19 protein-coding genes and 1 pseudogene are annotated in these 22,540 nt (G+C 60.5%); 10 read left to right on the top strand and 10 right to left on the bottom strand.

Annotation, left to right across the window (positions count from 1 at the left end; genetic code table 11):
• Window positions 1-49 precede the first annotated feature (49 nt).
• From BFD71_RS36805 to BFD71_RS36785, 5 genes are read right to left on the bottom strand one after another with little or no spacing between them, the layout of a single operon-like run.
• Window positions 50-1,204 carry a hypothetical protein gene (locus BFD71_RS36805; RefSeq protein WP_141710936.1) on the bottom strand — a complete coding sequence of 385 codons (1,155 nt, stop codon included), beginning with the start codon at window positions 1,202-1,204 and terminating at the stop codon, window positions 50-52.
• Entirely contained in the window at window positions 1,201-2,901 is a 1,701-nt protein-coding gene (locus BFD71_RS36800; protein WP_069269112.1) for a ferritin-like domain-containing protein, read from the bottom strand. The genes BFD71_RS36805 and BFD71_RS36800 overlap by 4 nt, the downstream gene beginning before the upstream one ends.
• Window positions 2,902-2,923: 22 nt before the next feature.
• Window positions 2,924-4,288: a radical SAM/SPASM domain-containing protein gene (locus BFD71_RS36795; RefSeq protein WP_069269111.1), complete on the bottom strand. Its 1,365-nt coding sequence runs from the start codon at window positions 4,286-4,288 to the stop codon at window positions 2,924-2,926.
• A complete protein-coding gene (locus tag BFD71_RS36790) occupies window positions 4,288-5,952 on the bottom strand; it encodes a hypothetical protein (RefSeq protein ID WP_069269110.1) in 1,665 nt (554 codons plus the stop codon). Before BFD71_RS36790 ends, BFD71_RS36795 begins: the two co-directional genes overlap by 1 nt.
• Window positions 5,953-5,968: 16 nt before the next feature.
• Window positions 5,969-6,913, bottom strand: coding sequence for a hypothetical protein (locus BFD71_RS36785; protein WP_069269109.1), 945 nt, complete (start codon window positions 6,911-6,913; stop codon window positions 5,969-5,971).
• Window positions 6,914-7,645: 732 nt separating this feature from the next.
• On the opposite strand from BFD71_RS36785, the gene BFD71_RS36780 reads away from it, so the two are divergent.
• The 5 genes and pseudogenes from BFD71_RS36780 to BFD71_RS36765 all read left to right on the top strand — a co-directional run bounded on the left by BFD71_RS36780 (window position 7,646) and on the right by BFD71_RS36765 (window position 11,806).
• The gene (locus BFD71_RS36780) at window positions 7,646-9,157 is read left to right on the top strand and encodes a Dyp-type peroxidase (protein ID WP_069269108.1); all 1,512 of its coding nucleotides are present in this window, start codon (window positions 7,646-7,648) and stop codon (window positions 9,155-9,157) included.
• Window positions 9,158-9,558: 401 nt separating this feature from the next.
• The gene (locus BFD71_RS36775) at window positions 9,559-10,434 is read left to right on the top strand and encodes a tyrosine-type recombinase/integrase (RefSeq protein ID WP_069269107.1); all 876 of its coding nucleotides are present in this window, start codon (window positions 9,559-9,561) and stop codon (window positions 10,432-10,434) included.
• Window positions 10,435-10,450: 16 nt separating this feature from the next.
• Window positions 10,451-11,293: pseudogene (locus tag BFD71_RS36770) on the top strand (IS91 family transposase); the annotation flags it as partial.
• Window positions 11,294-11,330: 37 nt separating this feature from the next.
• Entirely contained in the window at window positions 11,331-11,519 is a 189-nt protein-coding gene (locus BFD71_RS41085) for a hypothetical protein (RefSeq protein WP_141710935.1), read from the top strand.
• Window positions 11,520-11,527: 8 nt separating this feature from the next.
• Complete coding sequence (locus BFD71_RS36765) at window positions 11,528-11,806, top strand: hypothetical protein (RefSeq protein WP_069269106.1); 279 nt, start codon at window positions 11,528-11,530, stop codon at window positions 11,804-11,806.
• Between the two features lie 44 nt (window positions 11,807-11,850).
• Here BFD71_RS36765 and BFD71_RS36760 read toward each other — a convergent pair whose 3' ends face one another.
• Window positions 11,851-12,630 (bottom strand): hypothetical protein, encoded by a 780-nt coding sequence (locus BFD71_RS36760; protein WP_069269105.1) that lies wholly within the window; start codon window positions 12,628-12,630, stop codon window positions 11,851-11,853.
• Between the two features lie 721 nt (window positions 12,631-13,351).
• Here BFD71_RS36760 and BFD71_RS41735 point away from each other — a divergent pair.
• On the top strand, window positions 13,352-13,507 hold the full coding sequence (locus BFD71_RS41735; RefSeq protein WP_176733019.1) for a hypothetical protein: 156 nt from the start codon (window positions 13,352-13,354) through the stop codon (window positions 13,505-13,507).
• A gap of 53 nt (window positions 13,508-13,560) precedes the next feature.
• Here the strand turns inward: BFD71_RS41735 and BFD71_RS36755 are convergent, their stop codons facing one another.
• The 3 genes from BFD71_RS36755 to BFD71_RS36745 form a co-directional block, all read right to left on the bottom strand.
• Window positions 13,561-14,712 carry an AlbA family DNA-binding domain-containing protein gene (locus BFD71_RS36755; protein ID WP_069269104.1) on the bottom strand — a complete coding sequence of 384 codons (1,152 nt, stop codon included), beginning with the start codon at window positions 14,710-14,712 and terminating at the stop codon, window positions 13,561-13,563.
• 17 nt (window positions 14,713-14,729) lie between these two features.
• Window positions 14,730-14,942 carry an ECs_2282 family putative zinc-binding protein gene (locus BFD71_RS36750; protein ID WP_069269103.1) on the bottom strand — a complete coding sequence of 71 codons (213 nt, stop codon included), beginning with the start codon at window positions 14,940-14,942 and terminating at the stop codon, window positions 14,730-14,732.
• A 90-nt stretch (window positions 14,943-15,032) separates the two neighbouring features.
• On the bottom strand, window positions 15,033-15,515 hold the full coding sequence (locus BFD71_RS36745; RefSeq protein ID WP_069269102.1) for a hypothetical protein: 483 nt from the start codon (window positions 15,513-15,515) through the stop codon (window positions 15,033-15,035).
• A 1,152-nt stretch (window positions 15,516-16,667) separates the two neighbouring features.
• On the opposite strand from BFD71_RS36745, the gene BFD71_RS36740 reads away from it, so the two are divergent.
• Window positions 16,668-17,360 (top strand): tyrosine-type recombinase/integrase, encoded by a 693-nt coding sequence (locus BFD71_RS36740; protein WP_256095082.1) that lies wholly within the window; start codon window positions 16,668-16,670, stop codon window positions 17,358-17,360.
• 341 nt (window positions 17,361-17,701) lie between these two features.
• On the top strand, window positions 17,702-18,091 hold the full coding sequence (locus BFD71_RS36730) for a type II toxin-antitoxin system death-on-curing family toxin (protein ID WP_256095084.1): 390 nt from the start codon (window positions 17,702-17,704) through the stop codon (window positions 18,089-18,091).
• Between the two features lie 184 nt (window positions 18,092-18,275).
• On the opposite strand, the gene BFD71_RS36725 is transcribed toward BFD71_RS36730, so the two are convergent.
• Window positions 18,276-19,277 carry a hypothetical protein gene (locus BFD71_RS36725; protein WP_141710934.1) on the bottom strand — a complete coding sequence of 334 codons (1,002 nt, stop codon included), beginning with the start codon at window positions 19,275-19,277 and terminating at the stop codon, window positions 18,276-18,278.
• A 525-nt stretch (window positions 19,278-19,802) separates the two neighbouring features.
• On the opposite strand from BFD71_RS36725, the gene BFD71_RS36720 reads away from it, so the two are divergent.
• Window positions 19,803-20,141, top strand: coding sequence for a hypothetical protein (locus BFD71_RS36720; protein WP_069269098.1), 339 nt, complete (start codon window positions 19,803-19,805; stop codon window positions 20,139-20,141).
• Window positions 20,142-21,101: 960 nt separating this feature from the next.
• On the top strand, window positions 21,102-21,764 hold the full coding sequence (locus BFD71_RS36715; protein WP_256095081.1) for a reverse transcriptase domain-containing protein: 663 nt from the start codon (window positions 21,102-21,104) through the stop codon (window positions 21,762-21,764).
• Window positions 21,765-22,540: the final 776 nt, after the last annotated feature.

The raw sequence follows: 22,540 nt of genomic DNA, 5'->3' as shown, positions 1-22,540 counted from the left end.
GTGCCAATCAGCCGACGCCTTGATCCAGCGGACATGCCTGGCGCATCATTCAAATCGGTGTGCCAGGTGTTGCCTCGCGACCAACGCTTTTTCGGATCATGCGTTCGGCGGATTGCGTCGGTGCGGAGGGCACCGCGACGCGCAACGAGCCCAGTTCCGCCTGATACTGACGCCAGTGCTCGCTCGTGCACCAGACTTCTCGCAGCATCCGCAAAAGCGACGCCGCATGTGTGTCGCGGGCGAGGCGCGATCGCATGGCGAGCGTCCGGCAATCGTCGTCAGTCTCGATGAGCGCCGCGTAGCGAGCGTCGGTCAGGCTGGAGGCGAGGCCCTGCGAGGACAGCGCGTCTCGCGCGAAGGCCGCGTCGCCGATCGCAACGGCATTGCCGAACTCGGCCCACTGCATCGACGCAGGCCGGGAGCCGGTGCAGTGCCAGGTCCGCGTGGCGAGGTCGGCGACAGCCCAGCGCGCAGCGCCATTGAGCAAACGCTCACATACTTCGGCCCCGCTGCCGGCCAACATGTGGCCGCGGCCGACGATTCCGATCGTCGTGAAGTGCGCACCAGCCGCTCGATACAGGTAGCCGTGCGGCAGCGCGGCCACCATGAGCGGGGCGATGGCGCGCCGCGCGTCGCAGTCGATTGCGAACGTCCGCGCGACCCAGGGGCGGCGGCAGCGGTAAACATGCGTCGCGGCGACCGCGCGGCGCCCTGAGGCGTCGACGATGCGGCTCTCGCGCCGCCGGTGCGTCGAATCTTGCTCTGCCGGCCAGGCCGGCGCACGGCGCGGCAGGAATTCGATGCGCCGGTTGCGCATGGCGAGGGCGAGCAATGCGCGCTCAAGCGCTGGCCGCTCGAGATGAGCCGCCGGGGCCGTGTCGATGATCTCGGGCTCCGGCGAGCGCCACGCGATGGCTCTCGTGCGAACGAACTCACGCACCCCGAGATCATGTGGATGAACCCCGAGTTCAACGAGCTCCGCAATTGACTTCATGGGCACCGCCTCGATCCAGCTCGCGTCGGCTTGCGAGGCCGCCTTGAGCGGCGGCGTCACGAAGACGCGCTCGTGCCGCGCGCGCCACAGCGCGCAGGCGAGCGCTGCCGGACCCACGCCAATGATGGTGAGGCCGGCTTCGTTCGAAAGCGGATCATCGTCCGGCATCGGCGCGCGCGGCGCGCCGGTTCTCGCTCGACGCGTGCTCAAGGCGGATCCATGGGCGTGAAGCGCGCATCGCCGATGGCGTCGAACACCACGAGGAAGCCTGCGCCGGCAACTGCCTGCATTGCCGGCAACAAGCCGCCGGGCTCAGCGATCATTGCCGACCTCGCCTCGTTGATTTCAGCCGCGCCGGCCGGCAGCCCTTGCGTGTATCCGCTATGCAGTTGGCCCAGCGTTTGCACGTAGAGCGTTTGCAGGGCCGCGTGCGCCGCGTTGTCCGCCGGCGGCGCGGCGAGGTTCGGGCTCACCAGGTAGTCGGCGACCGCATGCCGGCCCAGCCACTCCTGGATGAACTCGAACGTCTCGAAGTGATCTTCGCCTTCGGCCATGACCGTGCGCACCGTCTGCTGGTCCTCGTTGGTGCCGTCGCGCGCCAAGGTAGCAAGGATGCGCGCGTAGAGGCCGTCGATCGACTGCGAAGGCGCTTCGAGCGCAAGGTACCCGACAATTGCCTCGGGCGTGGCCGCGCTCGGCGTCCACGGCGTGCTTCCTTGTCCGGGCAGCACGCGCGCAACATGCAGCGCCGGCTCGAACGCTTGCTGCGCACGCTGCGACATCGAAGCGATCACGCCATTGACCGCGCGCAGATGCTGCATCTCGCCGATGGCGATGCGCATCAGCTCGGCGCGCGCCGCGGTGATGTCATCGCGCAGTGTGCCCACCGGCGCATCGGTTCGCAGCGAGAACGCCGCAGTGAGGTAGGTCTGCATCACGGCCAGTTCGACACCGGACGCGTAGCGCAACTGTGCCATCAGTTGCTGCGCGTTATCGAACGGTGATGCCGTGCGCACCTGGGCAAGGTAGGGGCCGAGATTCTCGCGCCCTTCCAGAACGAAGTTCAGCTCTTGCCAGCGCGCATTGATTTCGTAGTGGTCCAGCTCGGAATCGGGCAGATCGACAGTGGCCGGTTGCGGCAGTACGTCTGCGACACGGGCCGCGCGCTCCCACGGCACATCGGCATTCCATTCGGGAGCCGTGGCACCTACCGCCGGCTCGGGCGGTCGCGCAATGTCAGGGTGATTCGAGGCCCAGTAGAAGCAGGCGCAGTCCCGGAAGTCGTGCGTCCACGGGCTGCACAGCGATTGAGTCAGCTCTCCGGGCACGAACATGCCGGCGAGCGCGCCCTTATCGTCTAGGTAGCGCTGGCGGGGCCCGGTCAGCGTTCGCGACGTCGCCCCGCGTTTGAGCGTGACCGTCACCGGCGTGCCTTCCGTAAGCAGTCGAACAGCGGTCCAGACATCGGGTGGATTGCCATTGGAGTTCGTGGCGTTGAGGTCGGCAATCTTCAACGTGCGTTGACCCAGTGGGCCAAAGGTGCCTTGCAGTGCAGTGATGGTCCAATGGCGGCTCTGCTCGAGGTCACTGGCGATCGCGCCGTAGGTGCTCGCGCTCGCCGCGTCCAGCGCGCCGGCGTTTTGTGCGACGCCAACGCCGTCCTTATCCACGGAAACCACGTTGATCCGGTCGCCTAGAAGATCGACTTCGAGGAACGGGAAGAAGCGCCGCTCCAGGTTGCGCAGGTCGCATTCGAGTCCCGGAAAGCAGTTGCCGACGCCGGACTCGAGCAAGGTCGAGACCGGATTGCCAGTAACCGGGCTTGCAAGCACCGAGGGCGTGCTCGCGCTCGAACTGCGGCGCAGCGCCGCGACGTTGCGCGGCAACAGTTTGACAGGGCTGCCCACTGCGTCCCCCTTCGAAGATGAGTCAAGTGTGGGAGGTCGACGCGCAGGCGTCGAACCAGTCCGGGTGGCTCGTGCCCAGTTCGCAATAGGCCGCAAGGCAGAATTCGAGCCAGTTGCGAATGAAGTCGCACGAGGCCTCGGTGCGCTGCGCGGCCTCCTGATGACAGCCGCCCGCACAGAGATAGCGAGCCCAGCAACTCGCGCACTGGGTCTGCGCGTGCACATGGCGCTGCTGTAGAAAGCGCGTGCGGCGCTCGCGCTCGAGACCGTTCGAATCGCCGACCTTGAAGTCTGCGTTGCCAATCGCGCGATGGCAGGTGTACCAGTCCCCGTTGGCGGCGACGGAGTGATAGCCGCCGCCCGCGCCGCACGGGTAGGGGGAGCTCGCCCCACGGTGCAACTGCTTCAGTGCAACTGCAAGGTTGGTGAGCCGCAGCGCGCCTCCGGCTGGAATACGCGCGAGCTCTCTGCGCGCCAGGTCCGACAAGGAGCGCAGGTAGACGGGCCAGTCCGCGTCTTGCAGCGCGCCTGAGCCTTCGGGGCCACGGCGCAGCGGTGCGAAACCGACTTCTTCGAACCCGAGCGACAGGATCGCATCGAACGCGCGCGGCAAGTCGAGCTGCATGCGCGTGATCGTCGCGCGCGCGGCGATATGCGCCTGGCCGGGGGCGGCGAGCAGTGGCGCGATGGCTTCCCGCAGCCGTGCGTGGCTGCCCGCGCCGTTGCCGGGGCCGCGAACGAACGGGCGCAAGCGTTCGTGAGTGGGCGCGTCGCCATCGACACTGACCGTCACGGCAAAAGGATGGCTGCGCAGCAATTGCCGATCGTCGCCGTCGAGCAATGTGGCGTTCGTTGTGACTGAAAAGCGCACATCGAGGCCGGCGCGCTTCCCGGCATCCGTTGCGTACGCGACGGCCTGGTGCACTAGGTTGCGGTTGACGAAGGGCTCGCCGCCCAGGAATCCGATGGTCAGCGGCGCATCGGCGTCGGCTGCGGCGAGCAACTGGTCGATTGCCGCACGCGCCGTTTCCCAGCGCATGGGCTTGGGCTGCGCGCCTTCGAAGCCGCCGCGCGCGGCGTAGCAATAGCTGCAAGCGAGGTTGCAGCTCGAACTGACGTTGAGCGAGATGCTCTGCGGAGCCGGCACGACGACCTGCGAGAGCGAGCCTGCCGCGGCGCCGTCCAGCAGAAGCGTATCCGCGACGGCACTCACGAGACGGTCGATCTCTTCGTCTGGCTCGCCGTTACCATCCGCGCCGGCGAGGTCGTAGATGCGCGAGCCTGGCACGAGCAAGACATGGTCGCCAACGCGCGAGCGAAAGCGCCGTACGAGTGGCGCGTCGGGTGGTGCAGGCAGCGGCGCAGGCGGGTCGGTGAGTCGCTCCATCACGGCTGCACCCTGCGTACGCGCGCGAGCACCTGGTCGCGACGCCGCTGCGCGCGCGCGGAGAGCGGACTGCCGGCCGGACGCGGAGCCGCTGCTGCGGCTTGTGCCACCGCTTGCGGTATCGCGCCCGTGCCGGTCTCGGTCTGGCTTACCCAGTCCATCAATAATTGGTACTGCCAGGCGGACAGGCTGAGCGGGAGGGCGTTGGACTGGCGCATGAAAGGCGGCATGGCCATCGTGGTCACATCGGCGGTCTCGTTCGCCCTGATTTCGAACGGGCCGCGAATCAAGGCCCGCAGGCGCCCCGGGTTCTTGAGGATGAATGCGACCAGGGCCTGCAGATCGGACAGATACCGGTGTCTCGACCGCGCGTGCTGGGTCATCGGCAAAGGAACGTCGTTGCTCGGAGCCAGCAGTGCGTACATGGGATTGCGCAGCGCGTCGCGGCCGCCGGCAGCATGCGTTGCGTCGGGCGTCGTGTCGTTGGCAATGGGCTCTGGCTTGAGCTGGGCGCCGGTGAGCGTCGCCGCGCGTTCGGCTCGCCAGCAGTCGACGTTGAACAGCGACATGGTTTCGTAAATCCGCTCGAAGAGATTCTCGACCCAGGCATCCCGCTCCGGCGCCGACATCGCGGAAGAGCGCGCGGCGGTGTCGCCCGCGCGGTCGTTGATCTCGTCAGCGAGGGAGACGAAGGGTCGCCGGTCCGGGGCGAAATCCGGCGGCGCAACGAAGATCGACGCCGCCGCCGTGAGCGTGTGGCCGCCTTGCGGTAGCGGGAGCCGGACTTCGATCCGCGCTTCGCACGTGTCGTCGACGACGCCCAGTGAGGCTTGATTGCCGACGCTTGCGCCGTCGTAAGTGTCGGATGGCGCGTCGGGCGCCTTGGTTACAGCGATCGCCCCGGCCCAGCCCGCGGAGGGGTCGAGGAAGGCGCGCGCGGCGTCCACGGGTGCGAAACGGTTGCCCCGGCGCGTGGTGGGCTGAGGCGTCGCGGTGTTGGGCGGCCCGTAGAAGTGACCCTGCGCCGGTGTGAAGCGAAGCCGGATGACGGCGACGTCGACGGCATCGGCCCAAGGCGTGCTTCCGGGCGCCGGCTGCGATCGCGAACGCAGCACCTGCACCGAGCCAAGCGGAATGCTGCGGCCTTCCGGGATCATTTTCGGTTGTGCGTTCGGGGGGCTCGTCGCAAGCAGCAGTTTCGCGCCGTGATCGTCCGCCCCGACATCCACCGGCGCAAACGTGCCGAACCGAAGCGCCGGGTTGCCGGTGCGTCGCGCCGCCTTGCCGTTCATTGCCGTCACGCTGAATTGCAGAGCGCTGAGCGCGATGTCCTCGGCAGTCAGCCGATCAGGCGTCAGCGAGACTTCCCGCCAAGTCGAGGGCGCACTGCCCGGTTCGCCGACGAGCGCCCACACTTCGACAAAGGGTGCCACGGGGCGGATCATGGCGCCGTCCCTGAAGCGCAGACTGGCCGGCAGGTGCGGTGTGACCGTCGCGTCGGCTTCCACGGTTAGCGACCAGTCAGGTGCCGCCACCGTCTCGCCGTTCGACCTTGGATCGGGCGTGGTCTCCCAACGATACGAATCCTGCGGCACGCTGCCCCCGCCGAGCCGCGCAACGGCGAACGGCGGGTTCAAGAACAGGTCCTGAATCACTTCGGCCATGTTCGGTCCTCCTGGGTCATGGGCGCGGGTTCGCGATCGGCCCTTCGGCCCCGTGAACGGCGTTTGAATAAAGAAGCTGCACCGGCAGAAGGGTCGTTCTCGGCGGGTCGCTGATCTCCTTGAAGACCAGCGCTAGGTTTGAGGCGGCCTGGAAGATCGGCTGGTCGCCGACTTCCCGGCCTTGCCTGGAGGACCAGCCGAGATAGTCATTGTTGTTCTTCTCGATCGCGTCGTTGACGTCCGGGTCGGTGCGGAACTCGTTGACTTCGTGATATAGCGTTCCCACTACGCTCTTCCACGACTGATCAAACGAAACGATTCCGTTCTCCTTGTTGCCCGGAAGCATTTCGGAGTACACACTGGCCGAGTAGTACAGCGTGCGTGTGGCGCCGCCTTGGGTGAAGTGAACTGAACCATGATAGCCGCCCAGCCCCTCAAGCGAACTCGCCCCCTGAAGCTCGAGTATCGTTCCAGCCGGCAGCAGCAAATTGAAGAGGCACGTATCGAGGTTGCTGTCCTGGATGAGCGCTGATTCCAGCAGCGCGACCACCTGGTCTTGCACGTTCTTCTCGGTCATCTTTTCGGGCTTCGCTGCGTTGAGAATGACAAACTCACGCTGTTCGCACGCGAGCGCGGCGCCGGGGAAATACTGCTGCATGACGTTGTTCATCTGCTTGTGCTGCATGGCATGCCCGATCGCCGCGTCGATGAACTGAATATCGCTCTGCACCCAAGAACCGCTTCCACCCAGAAAAATGTTCTGAAACTCCATGCTCGGGATCACTTTTCCGCCATGAAACAGCAGGTCTTCGAGCGGTGCAGGATTGACGCCAGGTGCAATGGCTTGCGGTTCCGGCCAGTGTTGACCAGGGAGTTTGGAACTCACGAAATACTCGCGCTCTGCCTTTGAGCCAGGCCTCGCTTGAATTCGCATGGGCATTTGCTTTGGATAGGCGGCCATATTTCCGCTCCTGATTGATGTGGGCGTGATCGAATGCGGCAGGACTTACAGCGAGCGACAGTTTTCACAGTCACATCGACGGCGGGTTGAGCACAGCAAAAAACTTGACGAAAGCCATGACGTCACGTTGAAGGGACACTTGCCGCGCGTCAACGGCGGATTCTCGGCAATCCGGGTGTGGCAGCTTTCGAAACAATGATGCTATCGCCCACTCAATACGTTACCTTTCTTTAAATAAAATTGATCTTTAGTGCCAATTTAGAATTTGTTGTAAGCGATGCTTTTTTATCCGGCAAACGATTAATTCATCAACCTATGTGTGTGTCCGCACAGACTTCCTGTCCTTCGTCTCCCATGGAGTCGGACTGCGAGCATGCCGCGAGGAAGATTGTCGCGCGTACTGACAAAGTTGCGTCGTTTTTCTTATGTCGATCAGAAGCAGGTGCTGAATCAGCTATTAAATCGGAGAGAAAGTTATTTAACAACAAGCGCTATTGTTCGCTTCCGCACACAGAGAATAGATTTTCTGTGTATCACGACTCGCGATTTTCTAATCTTCTCGTCGAAGGCCATCCAAAAATCAAGCCCGGATCACTGGTGCGGGAGTGCTTCTGGGGGCATTCTTCGTTCCACTCCAGTGTTCGTCACGCTTGCGTGAATCTGCTGAGGAGGACGAGTCTCGCCCGAGGATGTCGTCCAGATCGTGTATCGAGAAAATATGAGGAGAGAGACATGTCACGCAATCTGAGCGACGAACCTTTGCTGCCGACAAATGACATTCAAGGCGATATTCTGGCTGGTCTAATCAAGCAAAACGAACATCTTCTTTTCTTCAAGATATCGGACGTGAAGCGTTTCAAAACCTTCCTTCGTTCGTTGCATCTGACGAGCGTCGACGAAGTACTCGCACAGGATGAGATGATCAGAAAGAGCAGGAACGGCACCGGTAGAAAACTGCTGCCCACTCCGGGTCTCAACATCGCTTTCACATTCTCTGGACTGAGCGTACTTGGCATTCGTGATATCGACCCAGGATCGGCGAAGGCTTTCATCGAAGGCATGGGCAAGCGGGCGGACCAGATGACCGATCCGCCCACAACGTCGTGGACTATCCTGCGCCCAGACGCGAATCTCCACGGAGTCTTCGTTGTGACCGGCGCCAGCCATGCTGAAGTGGCGGACATTATCTCTCTGCGTCTCGCTCCACCAAACGAGAATGGCTGGACGCTCTTGCACACGGAGGAAGGCCAGGTACGTCCTGCACCTGTTGCTGGTCACGAACATTTCGGCTACGCGGATGGCGTGTCGCAACCGGGTGTGAAGGGGAGAACCTCTGCCAACGTCGCACTCACACCGACAGCTACTGGTGCGGATCCCTCGCAAGGCCAGAAAGGCCAGGATTTGCTGTGGCCCGGTGAGTTCGTCTTTGGGTTTCCCGGCCAGAATCCGCAAGCCGCTTCGCTGGAAGTCAAGGGAGACGATATAAAGCCCCCCTCGCCGTTCATGGAAAACGGTGCATATCTCGTGTTCCGGCGTCTCGCGCAGAAAGTTCCTGAGTTCAATCGCTCAGTCAAGCTTGCCGCACAAAGCATCACTAGTGCGGCCAACCCGATGAATCCAGATTTACTCGGCGCACAGATGGTTGGCAGATGGAAAAGCGGTGCAGCCATCATCAAGGCGCCGCTCGTTGACAATCCCACCATCGCCGACGGGACGCCCGATGTCAACGATTTCGAATTCGACGGCGACCGGCAGGGCTTCAAGTGCCCGTTTGCCGCGCATATCCGCAAAGCGTATCCACGCGACGACGTCCCGGGCAAGCCAAACGTCAAGGACAAGAAGGAGATCGACGCGGCAGAGGCGTTTACGCAGTCTCACCGCATGCTAAGACGTGGCATTGCTTTCGGCCCTGAAGTGACTGAAGAGGAGGCGCTGAACGAGCAATCGGCAGGTGGCGACAAAACGCGTGGTTTGCTTTTCAAGTGCTACATTACGTCGATTGAGAACCAGTTCGAGTTCGTTCAGCAATCGTGGGCGAACAACGTCAACTTCTCACAACCAGAAAGCGGTATTGATCCCATCATCGGCCAGTCCCATGAAACGCACCGGTTTTTTGCCGGTGCCGCGCCACAATCACTACAGCAAAGCGACAAGCCGCAACTCGAGCTGGAGAGTTTCGTGACACTGGAAGGTGGTGCTTACTTTTTCGCGCCCAGTATCAGAAAGCTGCGCGGGATTGTTTAGATTCCGACTGATAGGAGCGAACGCGAGTAGCCGCCATGCCAGAAGGCGTTTCGGGAAAGCCGCATTCTGCGAAGCAAACCCGAAACGCCTTGCTTTGGTGACGAAACGAAAGCAGTGAAGCCTTCGAGGAGGTGGCAGCGCCAGCTCTGGGTCGTCGAGACTCCTTGGACGGCGGTGAGAGCGGCCAATCGTGCACGCGCCAGCTCGCTAACGTCTGCAAAGGAAAGTGCAACCGCCTCAAGGCTCCCGATCATCGACAGTCTGCCTAGGCCGATGGGACTAAACCGCTCGCGCGGTATGGGGCTCCGTCCAGCCTCTGGCGGCGAATGAGAGGTCAGTGGCGCCGGTGCTTATGTTGGTGACTGAGGCAATCCGCCTCGTTCTCCAGCAGGAGCCCCATCATGACCTCCTCCGATCCGGGCGTCAGCCCGCTGCGACGGCGCATGGTTGATGACATGCGCATGCGCAAGTTCGCACCCAAGACCCAGTCCGGGTATCTGCGTGCCGTACGCCAGTTCGCCAGGTTTCTCGGCCGCTCACCCGATACCGCGACCGTCGAGGACCTGCGGGACTACCAGCTGCATCTGGTCGATCACGGTACCTCGCCGGTGTCGCTCAATGCCGCGATCAGCGCACTGAAGTTCTTCTTCGACGTTACGCTCGGCCAGCCTGAGTTGATGGCCCGGATGCATCCGGTTCGTGTGCCCCGCAAGCTCCCGGTGGTACTCAGCCCCGACGAGGTGCGGCGGCTGACCGCAGCCGCCGGCAACCTGAAGCACCAGACCGCGCTGTCGGTCGCCTATAGCGCCGGCCTGCGCGCGAGCGAGCTGGTGGCGCTGAAGGTCAGCGACATTGACAGCCAGCGCATGACCCTGCGCATCGAGCAGGGCAAGGGCCGCAAGGACCGCTACGCGATGTTCTCGCCGGTCCTGCTCGAACGCCTGCGGCTCTGGTGGCGCGTTGCCCGTGCCCAGGGCAGCATGCTTGACGGCGGATGGCTGTTTCCCGGCATGGATCCCGTCGACCCGCTCAGCACGCGGCAGCTGAACCGCGCCGTTCACGCCGCCGCCGAGGCCGCGCAGATCGACAAGCGCGTCACCCCGCACACCCCGCGTCACAGTTTCGCGACGCACCTGCTCGAACAGAAGGTCGACATCCGCGTGATCCAGGTACTGCTGGGTCACAAGCAGCGCGAGACCGCTGCGCTTTACGTGCAGGTCGCCACCGATCTCCTGCGCGAGGTCATCAGTCCACTGGAGCGTCTGCCTTCCGAGTAACGCGGCGCAGTAGCCCATGCTGGAGGTCGCGGACATCTTCCGCGCTCAGGGCCCGGCATGGCGACGCACGGTGTCGCTGAGCCTGGGGCAGCTGAAGGTCATGTCGGCCATCGAACAGTGCCGCACCGCGGCGCTGGGAGGGCACGTGTTGCGCTGCTCCGGCTGCGCGCGCACCGAGATCGCGTACAACTCGTGCCGCAACCGCCATTGCCCCCGATGCCAGGGCAGTGCCGCATGCCGCTGGCTCGAGGCACGCCAGGCCGACCTGCTGCCGGTCGAGTACTACCACGTCGTCTTTACGCTACCCGCGCCGATCGGCGCCATCGCCTGGTACAACAAGCAGGTCATCTACGGACTGCTGTTCGACATCGCCGCCGACACGCTGCGCACGATCGCCGCTGATCCCCGACACCTCGGTGCGCAGATCGGTGCCACGCTCGTGCTGCATACCTGGGGCTCGGCGCTCACGCATCATCCTCACGTGCACGGTATCGTTCCCGGTGGCGGCCTGTCACCGAATGGTGAGCGGTGGATTGCCTGCCGCCCTGGCTTCTTCCTGCCGGTGCGCATACTCTCACGCCTGTTCCGCAGGCGCTTCCTCGAAGCGCTGACGGAGGCACACCGATGTGGCTGGTTGCAGTTCTTTGGTGAGTATGCCGGACTCGCCGACCCGGCTGTCTTTGCCAGGTAGCTTGCGCCGCTGCGTGCCTGTGAATGGGGCGTGTATGCCAAGCGTCCCTTTGCGGGACCCGAAGCGGTACTCGCGTATCTCTCACGCAATACACACCGTGTGGCGATCTCCAGCCAGCGCCTGCTCGCGTTCGATGAGCGCGGCGTGACGTTTCGCTGGAAGGACTATCCAAGCGCAGGCAGCTGGTGCGGGTGCTGCGGGCAGCATGGTTTCGCAAGGGCTTTCAAGTGCGCTGAGCAACTACTTCGGTGGTGGTAACAACTTTTCGGGCGACTTCTCGGGATCGACGCCATTCTCGCCCAGCGGCTCTTACGACCCGACCACGTTCGGCCCGTCGGGCTATGGCGGGGGCTACACCTACCCCGGCAGCAACTCCTATGGCTTCACGATGTGAGGCAGATCATGGCAAACAACACCAGCAAGCCTCTCGGACCGCCGAACTTCGTGGACATCACGATCAGCCTGACCGGCGACGAGAACAAGCTCATCTCTGCGGCCATTTCCCGCGTGAACGAGGCCGGCTTGCTGTGCGATTTCATGGGACATGCCGGGCCGGGGCTCACGATGGGCATATTCAACAAAATCGCCGTCGCGTCCGCCGAGCAGTGGGACCCTTACGCCCAGGCGCTTTGCCTGCAGGCGGGCCTCCCATTTGGCGGCGGAGCGGGCACGGTGCAATAGCACAGCATGCTGTTGGGCTTGTTTCGGCCGTAAATAGGCGAGCGCTAAGCTTCGTTGAACGAGTAGAAATACGGAACCTCGAATTGATCGAAATCCGGGGCATCGAGCGAGGGAAGAGCCTCTTCAAACACGGCTTTGGCCGACGATGCGTCGTGATCTTTCGCATTCGAGATAAAGCTCTTCAGCGCGGTCTGAATGAATTCTCCGAGGTGGGCCCCTAACTGCAAAAGGTCATTCATCATTGTTTCCGCACCGGTGCGCCAATCGCCTGGGTCAACCTCGTGAAAGAATGCCAGGCCGGCCATTGCGTCGGATGAGTGGTACAGCATGTTTCCATCCAGTTCCCCGCAAACGAATTCAAATCCGGCATTGTTCTCGGCGAGGACCTTTAGTCCTGCTTCCCAGTGCTGCACGCCGGGATAGTGCATCGCGTGGCCATTGCGCGCGCCATTCAACCATTTGCATTTCGATGCCGCGGAGTTGAAGGCCGAGAGCAGCGCGGGCCCAATTCGGTCGGGCACATGCGGAAAGCAATAGGTGCTTAAGAAGGCGTGGATCTCCTTCGAATTGAGCCTCCGTTGCGCCTCATAGATCTTGCCAGCGAGGATGCGGCAGAAGAGTGTCGCCTGACACACCGCGGCCGCCGTTTCGGCTTCGGTGCTGTCGTCACGCTTAGTTTGAACCGCGTACATCATCTTCGTTAGCGCCATCGTCTCGTTAAAAATATGACCGAGAAGATGCAAGCTGTAGCAATCCGCTTTGGATAGTTCCGCGATCGCAGCGTAAGGAATGATGACGCGCTTCAATGCGACACTTTTTGCCATTGAATTCTCCCAGTGCATTCAATGCGGCCCCCACAACGAAGCGCGTACCGGATACGTCATCGGCGCTCTTCTACCACGCTGGGACGCCTTGCATCAGTTGCAGCTGTATGACGTGCAGTAGTGGTTGTAGGCATTGCCGCGCGAGTCGGTGCCGTATACGGACCGGTTGCCGTTGCCGTAATTCTGGATAGTCTCGTTCCAGTGCTGGCCGCTCGCCGCGGTGCCATTGATCTGCGTCGTGTTGCCGTAAGTGTTCGACGTCTGATTCCACTGCCGGTCTGCGCGTTGTAACCGTTGACTGTGGTCATGCTGCCCATCCGGTTGACGGTGTACGAGTTGCCGCTCGAATCGTTGCAGGTCTGCATGTTCGGACCGCCGAAGCAGTTCGCGTATGCCGCGCCGGAAACAGCAACGGCACCGCACAGGATGGCGATGTTAAGCATCGTTTTCATGGAGGTCTCCTCAAAAGGACGAGCTAAATTAGCAGGATTCAGGCGGAAAGCCTATCCGGTACGTCGCCACGGGATCCGCGCCACCCGGCCCCTATCTCGGTTACAGCAGTAAGCGCATCGGGGTTGTACCGACACACTACGAGTACATCGGCACCGTCGCGGGAGTTTGGCCAACGGCGAAGGCATTCGGCGTTGTCATTGAGAGCGGAGTCGTCAACATCGGCGACACGCTTGCCATCGAAGGATCGATCTATTTCGAGGAACAGCCCGTGTCCTCCATCCGGGTGAACAACGCGGAGGTCCAATCTGCGACGATCGAGGACCAGGCCGGCTTTCCGAGCGGCGAAGGCGGCGCAAAGATCCGTGAGGGGATGCGGGTGTACGTGGTGCGCCGCGACAGTGCCGCTTTGGCGACGGAGGCATAAAATCCAAGTTGCCTCACCGGCGTCGCCATCGGAAAACGACTTGGCGGCGCCTGTCACCGCCCTAGTGCAGGCCGCGCATGTCGTCCAGCAGCGTTCCACACCATGTCGAACAGCGGGCCATAGATGTCGGGAGACGACGTGACAAACGATTCCACGAAAAGCTCGGGCAGATAGAGGTTCGCGTAGTATGTGGGCACCACTGCCGGGCCACCGTGAATTGCCGACATCATGGAGTTGCCCGCTTCCAGCGCAGCTCCCCCGATATCCACGAATGAGAGCATGACGAACGCCGGACCATCGACGCCAAGCTTTGTCTGAGTTTCAATCAGCGCTTGATGATGGTGTTGCTTCACGAGTGCGTCTTCGAATGCTCCAACCCATGCCACTTGCGAATGGTTCGATTGCACGGGCATTACTGTCTCTATGCTTCCGTTCCTGAAAAGCTGAGTATAGGAAAACGTCTCGTCAACCGCTGAGATGCTCATGGCTCCGTCCAGGTTAATGCGGGAGCCCCAGCCGCCTGCAGCCACAGGCGGCCGCAGCTGTTGCGCTACACCGTGCAGATCGCCTATAGCAAAATTCAACGTTCCAAGGATGGAAGCCATCGGAACGATATGTAGCACGCCGACAGGCCCTTGCCTCAGAGGTGCCGATAGCGGGCGTTGACGCAGTCCGGTAATGCGTTCTTCCCGAAACGCCCGCACCTTCTCACTTGCCGTCGCACTTTGAAGAAAAGCGCTGCGCAATGTCGTGATGTCCATCGGATCGATGCCAGTAGAGGTTCGGGAATAGAAAACGCCGCTTTTGCGTACGCGGTGTGGCGCCTGAAAACTCGGCGGTGTGCGCACGACAACGACGTGCCCGCCATCCGGCATGTCGACGGCCACGAGGTGCACGCCGGGAACCTTGGGCTCGATGAGGTCGGTCAGTGCCGACTGCAGGGTGAGAAGCGCCTTGTCCACGTCATCGAGTTCGATCGGCTTGAAATCCGTGATTACGCCACCTTGCTCGACAGCCCCCAGGATCAAATCACCGCCCCGGGTGTTCGCGAACGCGACGACGTCAGCAGCAAGGCTCGCCCGCGCGGCTTGGTCGGCCGGGAAGTCACGCTTGAAGTCGAGCGTGTGCGATTCGGGGATCTGGTTGTCCTTGAGCGCTTCGAGGTCGGCGAAGGTCACGTCTCGCAGGTCAGCTTTATTCAGCATGGCTCAGCTCCCCCAAATCAGCGCAGCTTTTTGAACGCGTCCGCGAACGCCTTCTCGATGTGCTGTTTCGCTTCTTTCATCGCGGTGCTCCGGAGCTCGCCATAGGTGCCCGCGGAAGCCCCGCACCCCGCGCACGAAACCTCAAATGAGTCCGCAGCGTCATCAGGCCACGAAAGCTGTGTGCCGCATTTCTTGCACTTGAAAGACACGGAGATCTGATCGTTGGACATCCTTGACCACCGGAAGTAGACAGCTTGGTTAGCAGCGGCACAGCGTTGTCTTTCGCCGGCCGCACACGAAACGCAACGAAGATGCTTTTCTTACTGCGCGCGCGATTCCAGCGCCAAATTCAGGAGAACTTGCAGGTCGTGGCGGATCGTCTCAGCGTCGATCGAACCAAGATCACCCGAGCGTTTCGAGATGCCGTTTTTGCCCGGACGTTGGTCGTAGTACGAGCGGAACTCAACGTCTCCATCCTCGAGCAAGGTTACGGCGTAAGCGCTATCGTCGGAGGCATTGACGCGCAGACGGGTGCCCTGCGTGGCGTTAAAGTGCAGGTTTACGTTGCTGCGACCGTGCCCGTCTTTGGACAAGGGCTTGAATGTAGCGTCGCGCCCGCTTCCTCTCAGCGCGGCGACAAAATCCTCGAACAGCGGGCTCACAATGTGTTCGACGGAACTGGCGAATGACAACTCTCGCTGTCCCGCTTCAGTCTTTTCGTTTTCTGCCGCGTCTACCGCGGCCTGACGTTCAGCCGCTACGCGGCTATCGTGATGGTTAATTAGCTTGGCAAAACCGTTCATATCTCTCTTCTCGTTTTGCTATCCGTTTTCGAATTTGACCGCCAACCCCGGACAGTTCGGTTGTCCCAGATATATGGGGCCAACTCTAGACGCTTCAATCTAAGGGTAAACTCGATTCACTCCGTTGCGGCATCCACCGCCGCAAGATCGAAAAGCTGCCCGCCGATTTGTTGGTATTTATGTTGGTATGACGGGTTGTGCCATGAACGTGTTTGCATCCTGAACACGATGCTGTACCTGAGATGGAGGTAGGCCCTCCGAGGTCCCGTTACTCCCGGGATCAGTGTGGTGGCAACCTGCTTATTGGCCACATGGTGTCCGATGTTTAGGTGGCGTGACTCTAGTCTTGGCTCGGGTATGGAACTTGGGAACTCTGCACGTGATGCCAAGGGAAAACCTTATAAGTGGAACCCACGAAGGGGGAAAATACCGATGCACATGCAGGGGGCGGATCACCCCGTACGAGCGTTGAAGGGCCTGTAATGGGCGTGGAGCAAAGGGGATGACTCAGCTCAAGGAAGGTTGTCGCCAACCGGGAAACCGGGAAGAGCTTTGAATCTTCCGCGTCGTTTTGCCATCGCGAGGTGGCATGGGAATGGCTGGGACGAGCCGTGTAAATGGAAACGTTTACGCACGGTTCTGTGGGCGGCTGGTGGTGAAATTCCACCGGCCGACCCGGCATGTCGACTTCGACAGATTCAAGTCGGGAGTGTCTTACAGGCCGATATTCGAGTCCGGCCCCCACAATGTTGCCCAGCGTTGCCCAGATGTATCAAGAAACCCATGCGATTCAGGGATTTGGCGTGGCGCGTTGCCCAACGTTGCCCAGATGGCTCGCCAAAGAAGCCTCGAGTTCCGCGCGGAACCACACACGGACCTTGAACCGGGTACTGTAGTGATTCACGTGGTGGCGCCGGCAGCGTGGCTCCTTTCCCTCTCTGGTGCGTCGAGCATCAAGCTCGATTGCCTGCAAAGAGGAGGGGGCGCGCGCCGAGCAGCTCCGGCTGCAGCGATTCCTGCGGGACTTCCCGGACCTCGCGGGCATTCGCTCGCCGACTTCAAGAGACCGCAGCTGGCGGACTGGCGCGACAGGCGTCTATCCGGCTACAAACGTGCCGATGGCACGAAGCCCGCGCGGTGGGCTCGGCGTCCGTGAAACGCGAGATCAACCTGATCCGCAACGTGTTCGCCGTCGCGCGCGATGAATGGCACTGGATGGAGCACAACCCGTTCAAGGGGCTGCGACTGCCGCCGACGGCGCCGCGCGCACGCCGCATAGACCCCTGGAAGGAAGCGCGGCCGATTGTCCGGTGGCTTGGATATCGCACCGGCCGCCCGCTGGAGACGAAGAGTCAGGACGTGGCGCTGGCGTTCCTCGTCGCGCTGCGCACGGCGATGCGCGCCGGTGAGGTGCTCGCCCTCGGTAAGGGTAGCCTCGACCTGAAAAAGCGCGTGGTCACGATCAAGCTCAAGATGCAGTATCTAACGGGCCAGCCACACAGGGTCCCGCTAAGCCGGGCTGCGGACAGGCTGTTGCGCCTCGTGGCTGACCGTGACCAGTGCTTCACGGTCACGTCGGCGTCGCTCGACACACTGTTCCGGAAGACCAAGACGTCACTCGGGATCGAGGACCCGCATTTTCACGACAGCCGGGCCGAAGCGCTGACACGGCTATCGCGCAAGGTCGACGTCATGACGCTCGCGAAGATCAGTGGCCACAAGGATCTGTTGTTGTTGCAGGAACACTACTATCGGGAAACCCCTGAGCAATCGCGGCGCGTCTCTGATGTACTGTGGCCCCGTTTTAGCGTCTTGTATTTGAAACGTTTGCCGTCAGATACGTAGCGTGCGGCGCCGCACCGACCGACGTGCGACGCGCTGCGACAGTCAGAGCGAGCTTGCAAATTATTGCGAGTAAACTTTTTGTGTAGAATCGCCGTTAACAGCGGTGTGACAGCACCTCTAAAACCTAACCCCGAAGGAGATTCCATGGTCATGAAAGGCAAGACCGGGAACATCCACGGAGTCGAAGTAAAGGCCCGGGCAGGCGTACAGCTCCCCACAACAAAGGTCAATGCAAGCTCCGCGGATGGTCGTAGGCAGATCGTTACTGCCGCCAAACGTGTTTACGAGCAACATCATTCCGTCATCCAGGCTCTCGCTAAGAGATGATTCTTGACGTGGATATGGTCGTGCTCGTGCACGACTTCATCCTTAGCCAGGAGCCGGGTCTCAATGGCAAAGCGAACAGGGGCGCCTTAGAGGGCGCCCTTGGTCGTATTGAGAACCGGGTTATCTACGATGGCTTGGAGGACGTTTTTGAAATCGCCGGGTTGTATGCAGAGGCGATTGCACGCGGCCACGCGTTCTCAGACGCAAACAAGCGAACGGCACTCGTTTCAGCTCTTACCTATCTTTTCATAGAAGGGTACGAAGTCGGGCGAACGCAGGCGCTCGAGGAGATCATGGTCGATATTGCCGAAGGCAAGCTCAACTACTTGGACCTCGCAAACATCTTCTCGTCGCTAGCCAAGAAGATTGACCCGGCTGCGCGGCTAAACCAGATAGGCAAATGATCCCCGCCTCGAGCGCTGCAGGCCGTCCAGGCGGTGAGAAGCGGCTCGTGCAAGCCCGCTTCGCGGTAGCGTCAACCGAATTTCACCGTTACGCCTCATCTAGACAGGTGGGCCTGTCATCCTTAGCGGAGAGGACAACCCCAAGAGAGCCGCCGGCGATGCCTTGCTGTAGCGATGGTGCGGGTTACCGTCGAGCGCCTGCGGCAGGCTGTGGCGTGACCGAAATGATGCTGGCGGTCGTGACTTCGCCGCGCAGGATGGTCGCGTTGATGCTGAGATAGACGGGCGTCCGGCCCCATTCGGCACTCTGAAGCAGGCCAATTTGTGCGCGGTCCAAACTGTGGTCCTGGAAGGTGGCAAGGAATTCCTTGCCATCCTGGACGCGACGCACGCGCAACTTCACGCAATCAGCGTCTCGCAAGTCGGTGCTGAGGATCGTGTACGTGCCATTCAGCTGAGCCTCTTCCGACTGCGTTCGTTTTGCCTGAGACAGGGTGCGAGCGGTGTCGCGATCAATGGATACGTCGTTCACCGCAAGCGTATTCGCGTCGCCCACGCTCTTCAGGAGCGTATGTCGAGCGCCGTCGAAATCTGTCCTCGCAGCCGCGATCGCCGAATTTGCGCCCATGGCGTTGGCGAGCGTCTCAAGCCGCTTCGTCTCTTCCTGGCTCAGCGCGATTTGCTTATCGGCATCGAGCTGGGCCTTCTTGTCTTCCGATCGCGCCTTCAGAAATCCCTTAAAGGCCACCACGCTTCCCGCGATGGCGCCTAGGCCTAGGACCGCGATCACGAGTTGGTCTGGCGTCATTTTGCTCAACAGTTCCGTGGAAAGCGTCTTTGCGAAATCGCCGAGATCAATGTTGATCAACGACGAGCCCTTGCTAACCTTCGCCTTGAATCGAAGCTTATTGCGTTCCGCACCGGTCAAGGTGCGCGAGTCAGGGCTGTCATGCACGAGGCGCGAATATGCGCGATTGAGTGCCGTCTGAATCTCGATGATCGCTTCGGCAACGTCCGAGGTAATCGAGCTGTTGTAGCCCGGCCCTTGGAGGCGGATGGAGACCTTCGGCCAATCGACAAACTCTAAGTTGTATGTAGCATCCGCAAGCTCGTTTCGCAATGCCCTTTCGAGCGCCGCGAAGGCAGTCTTGTCGTCCGTTATTTTGAGTGTTCGTGACGATGCCATATTTACCTTTTTGACGTTTTTCTGTGCGCTGGTCTGGCGAAACGTTGCGCATCCTAGCACTACTTTGGCAAATATGGGCGAGCACTCACGGCAACCAGGACACCCCTCGGATCCCGCGAAATCGGTGCTTATTCATTACGCATGAGCGCCCAATTGGCGCGGCTGGCGGATTTCCGTTATCGCTGCGTCGATCTGAAGACTGGCATCCGCGCCGCCTTCAGCTTCCCGCCTGCTTTCCGACCCGGTGACGATGCGAGACACGGACGCAGAATGCCTCGCTTTCAGAAAAATTCAACTACTGTCTGGCGATTTATGATGATAATTAACATCGTAAACACCTGTGGCTGGGCGTAATCATCCTGCCATTCTGGAGGCGCACCATGGGCAGACAGATCACGAAACTGACGACCGTGCACAACGCGATGATCGACGTGCTGATCGCCAATCCACGCATCACGAAGATGAACTGGCCGCGCAGTTCGGGTTGACCCCGGCGTGGGTTGCGGCGCTCAGGCACATACGGACGTGTTCAACCGAGGGTTGGCAGACCGCCGGGAAGAGCTGATCGCCCCCGTGCTCATCGCCACCATCGAGGAGAAGATCAGCGCTGTGACCGATCTCGCCGTGGAGCACATCCTCGCGAAGCTCACGGCGAAGACCGAGGACCTCTCCGACGGAAATCAGCTGTCCCACGACTCGACATTGAGGACGATCTGTGCGAGCGGGTTGTTGTCTGCGGACTGGGGCGCGAACTTGATCTGGGCGAACGTGACAACAGCGAAAGCGACGACGAGGGCAGCAGATGCGGCGATGCGAGGAATGTTTATCACAGGGACTTCCTTTCGAGGTGCAGGCAGAAACTGACGAAGCTGACAGGGGCCGAATCACTTCGGCGCCATGGCTGTCGACAACCGGCAAGGCCGCACACGGCGTCCGATTGCGCCTGGCGATCTGGACCGGACTGCAAGAAGAGGGGCGACCCAAACCGGGCCACTATAGAGGTTTTACCAGAGTGCGCAGTGCGACACCCAGTCGCCAATGGGTGCTCAATTGTTTGAGCAGTGCTTCGTGATTGAAAGTTTTCTGCAGGCCGTAGCGTGTGTCAAACCATTGCCGTAGAACACAATAACTCCGTCAATCCAGAATTCTGCTGCAACCCGGCCGCACAACGAAGGCGTTGGGCGGATTGACAAAATTATTGCCACTCGCCGCGCACTAATAATGTCACTTCACGTGAGATCCGAATAAATTTGTCAACTGACGTAGAACGCTTCGAGTTTGCAATTAAGATGTTGATATTACTGTGCTTTCTTGTTCCGCTGGATGCGGCGAGGCTATCGGCGTAGCTTACAACACAAACGGAGCGCCAAAACGTGGTAGGTGCGCCCAGCGTACGTCTTCATATGCGAGAAGAGCATCCAATGCATGTGCTGTATCTTGGTTTTTAATTAGGAATACAGATATGTTAGTTATCCTCACAATTTGAAATCAAATAACCATAAAAACAGGTATTTTCGTGAGACTGGATTAAGCGTTATCTTCTAGCTTGGTCCGGCCAGGGTTAGCTTCGCTCAGGCCCAGAACAATTTCCGACCTTCCTTATCAATATCGTGACGCCAGTCGACAGCATTTGTCGGCAGACCAACTTTCCATTGAAAACCTTTCAGTTGACGCTCCGGCGCGAAAGGTTGCGTTGGAAATTGGACTTGAAAATCACTAACCCATTGAATTTATAAGATTTTGTGGATCCTCAGTGAATGCGGTCGGACCAATTGACAGTTTTAATGCCGAAATGTTGACAGTTTTAATGTGCTCTACGATGGCGTGATCAGCCCGATCTTGATGAATCTGTTTATGCACTATACGTTCGATAGCTGGATGCAGCGGACATGGCCGCAGTCTCCCTTTGCGCGCTACGCCGACGATGCGGTGGTTCATTGCCGCAGTCTGGCGCAGGCACAAGCCGTGATGCAAGCGATTGCAGAGAGGCTGGCAGAGTGTGGTCTGACGATGCATCCGGAGAAGTCCAAGATCGTGTATTGCAAGGACGGTAAGCGCACTGGCACTTATCCAAACGTGCAGTTCACGTTCCTCGGTTTTACGTTTAGACCGAGACGGGCATTGAGCAAACATCGACGGTTATTTGCTGGCTTTCTGCCGGCGGTGAGCAATGATGCCTTGAAGAGGATGAGACATACTGTGCGGAGTTGGCGCATACACCGACGAACACCGGCGACGCTTGATGAACTTGCGCAGCAATGCAACACGACGATACAAGGGTGGTGGAACTACTATGGGGCGTTCTATCGGACGGCGATGCACAGCCTCTTCAGCTACGTCGACCTACGGCTTATGCGGTGGGCTCGGAGAAAGTACAAGCGGCTGCGGCAGCACAAGCGACGTAGTGCGGAATGGCTACGCAAGGTGAAGTCCGCCCACCCCTGGTTGTTTGTCCACTGGCGTGTCGTCGGGGTATCGGTTGGATAACGGGTTGTACCATGAACGTGTTTGCATCCTGAACACGATGCTGTACCTGAGATGGAGGTTGGCCCTCCGAGGTCGATTTGCAGGAGTTGACTTCAAACAGCCGTAAGCTGCTTCAGTCGGAAACGCTGCGGTGGTGAACGTTACGGTCAAAAGGCGTGATCAAACACGTCATGTATGGATTAGAGAGACGAACGAAAGTGAACCGCTGATGACGCATCGAAACCAACTTAGACGACATCAAAACCGGGGGCGCCCGTTACTCCCGGGATCAGTGTGGTGGCAACCTGCTTATTGGCCACATGGTGTCCGATGTTTAGGTGGCGTGACTCTAGTCTTGGCTCGGGTATGGAACTTGGGAACTCTGCACGTGATGCCAAGGGAAAACCTTATAAGTGGAACCCACGAAGGGGGAAAGTACCGATGCACATGCAGGGGGCGGATCACCCCGTACGAGCGTTGAAGGGCCTGTAATGGGCGTGGAGCAAAGGGGATGACTCAGCTCAAGGAAGGTTGTCGCCAACCGGGAAACCGGGAAGAGCTTTGAATTTTTCCGCGTCGCTTTGCCATCGCGAGGTGGCATGGGAATGGCTGGGACGAGCCGTGTAAATGGAAACGTTTACGCACGGTTCTGTGGGCGGCTGGTGGTGAAATTCCACCGGCCGACCCGGCAGCCGTATGAGGCGCGAGCCTCACGTACGGTTCTGCGAGAGACTCGGGGTGCAAATCCCCGGGTCTACTTACCAGATTTGCTTGTGCGAGCGGCAAGCGCGATCGAC

The sequence above is a fragment of the Paraburkholderia nodosa genome (genome assembly GCF_001718195.1).
Taxonomy (GTDB): Bacteria; Pseudomonadota; Gammaproteobacteria; order Burkholderiales; family Burkholderiaceae; genus Paraburkholderia; species Paraburkholderia nodosa_A.
This window is presented reverse-complemented; position numbering and strand designations above follow the sequence as displayed.

Excerpts from the sequence above, each read along its gene's own strand:
- BFD71_RS36795 (WP_069269111.1), bottom strand. The coding sequence starts at position 4,288 with ATGGAGCGACTCACCGACCCGCCTGCGCCGCTGCCTGCACCACCCGAC.
- BFD71_RS36790 (WP_069269110.1), bottom strand. The coding sequence starts at position 5,952 with ATGGCCGAAGTGATTCAGGACCTGTTCTTGAACCCGCCGTTCGCCGTT.
- BFD71_RS36785 (WP_069269109.1), bottom strand. The coding sequence starts at position 6,913 with ATGGCCGCCTATCCAAAGCAAATGCCCATGCGAATTCAAGCGAGGCCT.
- BFD71_RS36780 (WP_069269108.1), top strand. The coding sequence starts at position 7,646 with ATGTCACGCAATCTGAGCGACGAACCTTTGCTGCCGACAAATGACATT.
- BFD71_RS36775 (WP_069269107.1), top strand. The coding sequence starts at position 9,559 with ATGACCTCCTCCGATCCGGGCGTCAGCCCGCTGCGACGGCGCATGGTT.
- BFD71_RS41085 (WP_141710935.1), top strand. The coding sequence starts at position 11,331 with ATGGTTTCGCAAGGGCTTTCAAGTGCGCTGAGCAACTACTTCGGTGGT.
- BFD71_RS36765 (WP_069269106.1), top strand. The coding sequence starts at position 11,528 with ATGGCAAACAACACCAGCAAGCCTCTCGGACCGCCGAACTTCGTGGAC.
- BFD71_RS36760 (WP_069269105.1), bottom strand. The coding sequence starts at position 12,630 with ATGGCAAAAAGTGTCGCATTGAAGCGCGTCATCATTCCTTACGCTGCG.
- BFD71_RS36755 (WP_069269104.1), bottom strand. The coding sequence starts at position 14,712 with ATGCTGAATAAAGCTGACCTGCGAGACGTGACCTTCGCCGACCTCGAA.
- BFD71_RS36750 (WP_069269103.1), bottom strand. The coding sequence starts at position 14,942 with ATGTCCAACGATCAGATCTCCGTGTCTTTCAAGTGCAAGAAATGCGGC.
- BFD71_RS36745 (WP_069269102.1), bottom strand. The coding sequence starts at position 15,515 with ATGAACGGTTTTGCCAAGCTAATTAACCATCACGATAGCCGCGTAGCG.
- BFD71_RS36730 (WP_256095084.1), top strand. The coding sequence starts at position 17,702 with ATGGTCGTGCTCGTGCACGACTTCATCCTTAGCCAGGAGCCGGGTCTC.
- BFD71_RS36725 (WP_141710934.1), bottom strand. The coding sequence starts at position 19,277 with ATGGCATCGTCACGAACACTCAAAATAACGGACGACAAGACTGCCTTC.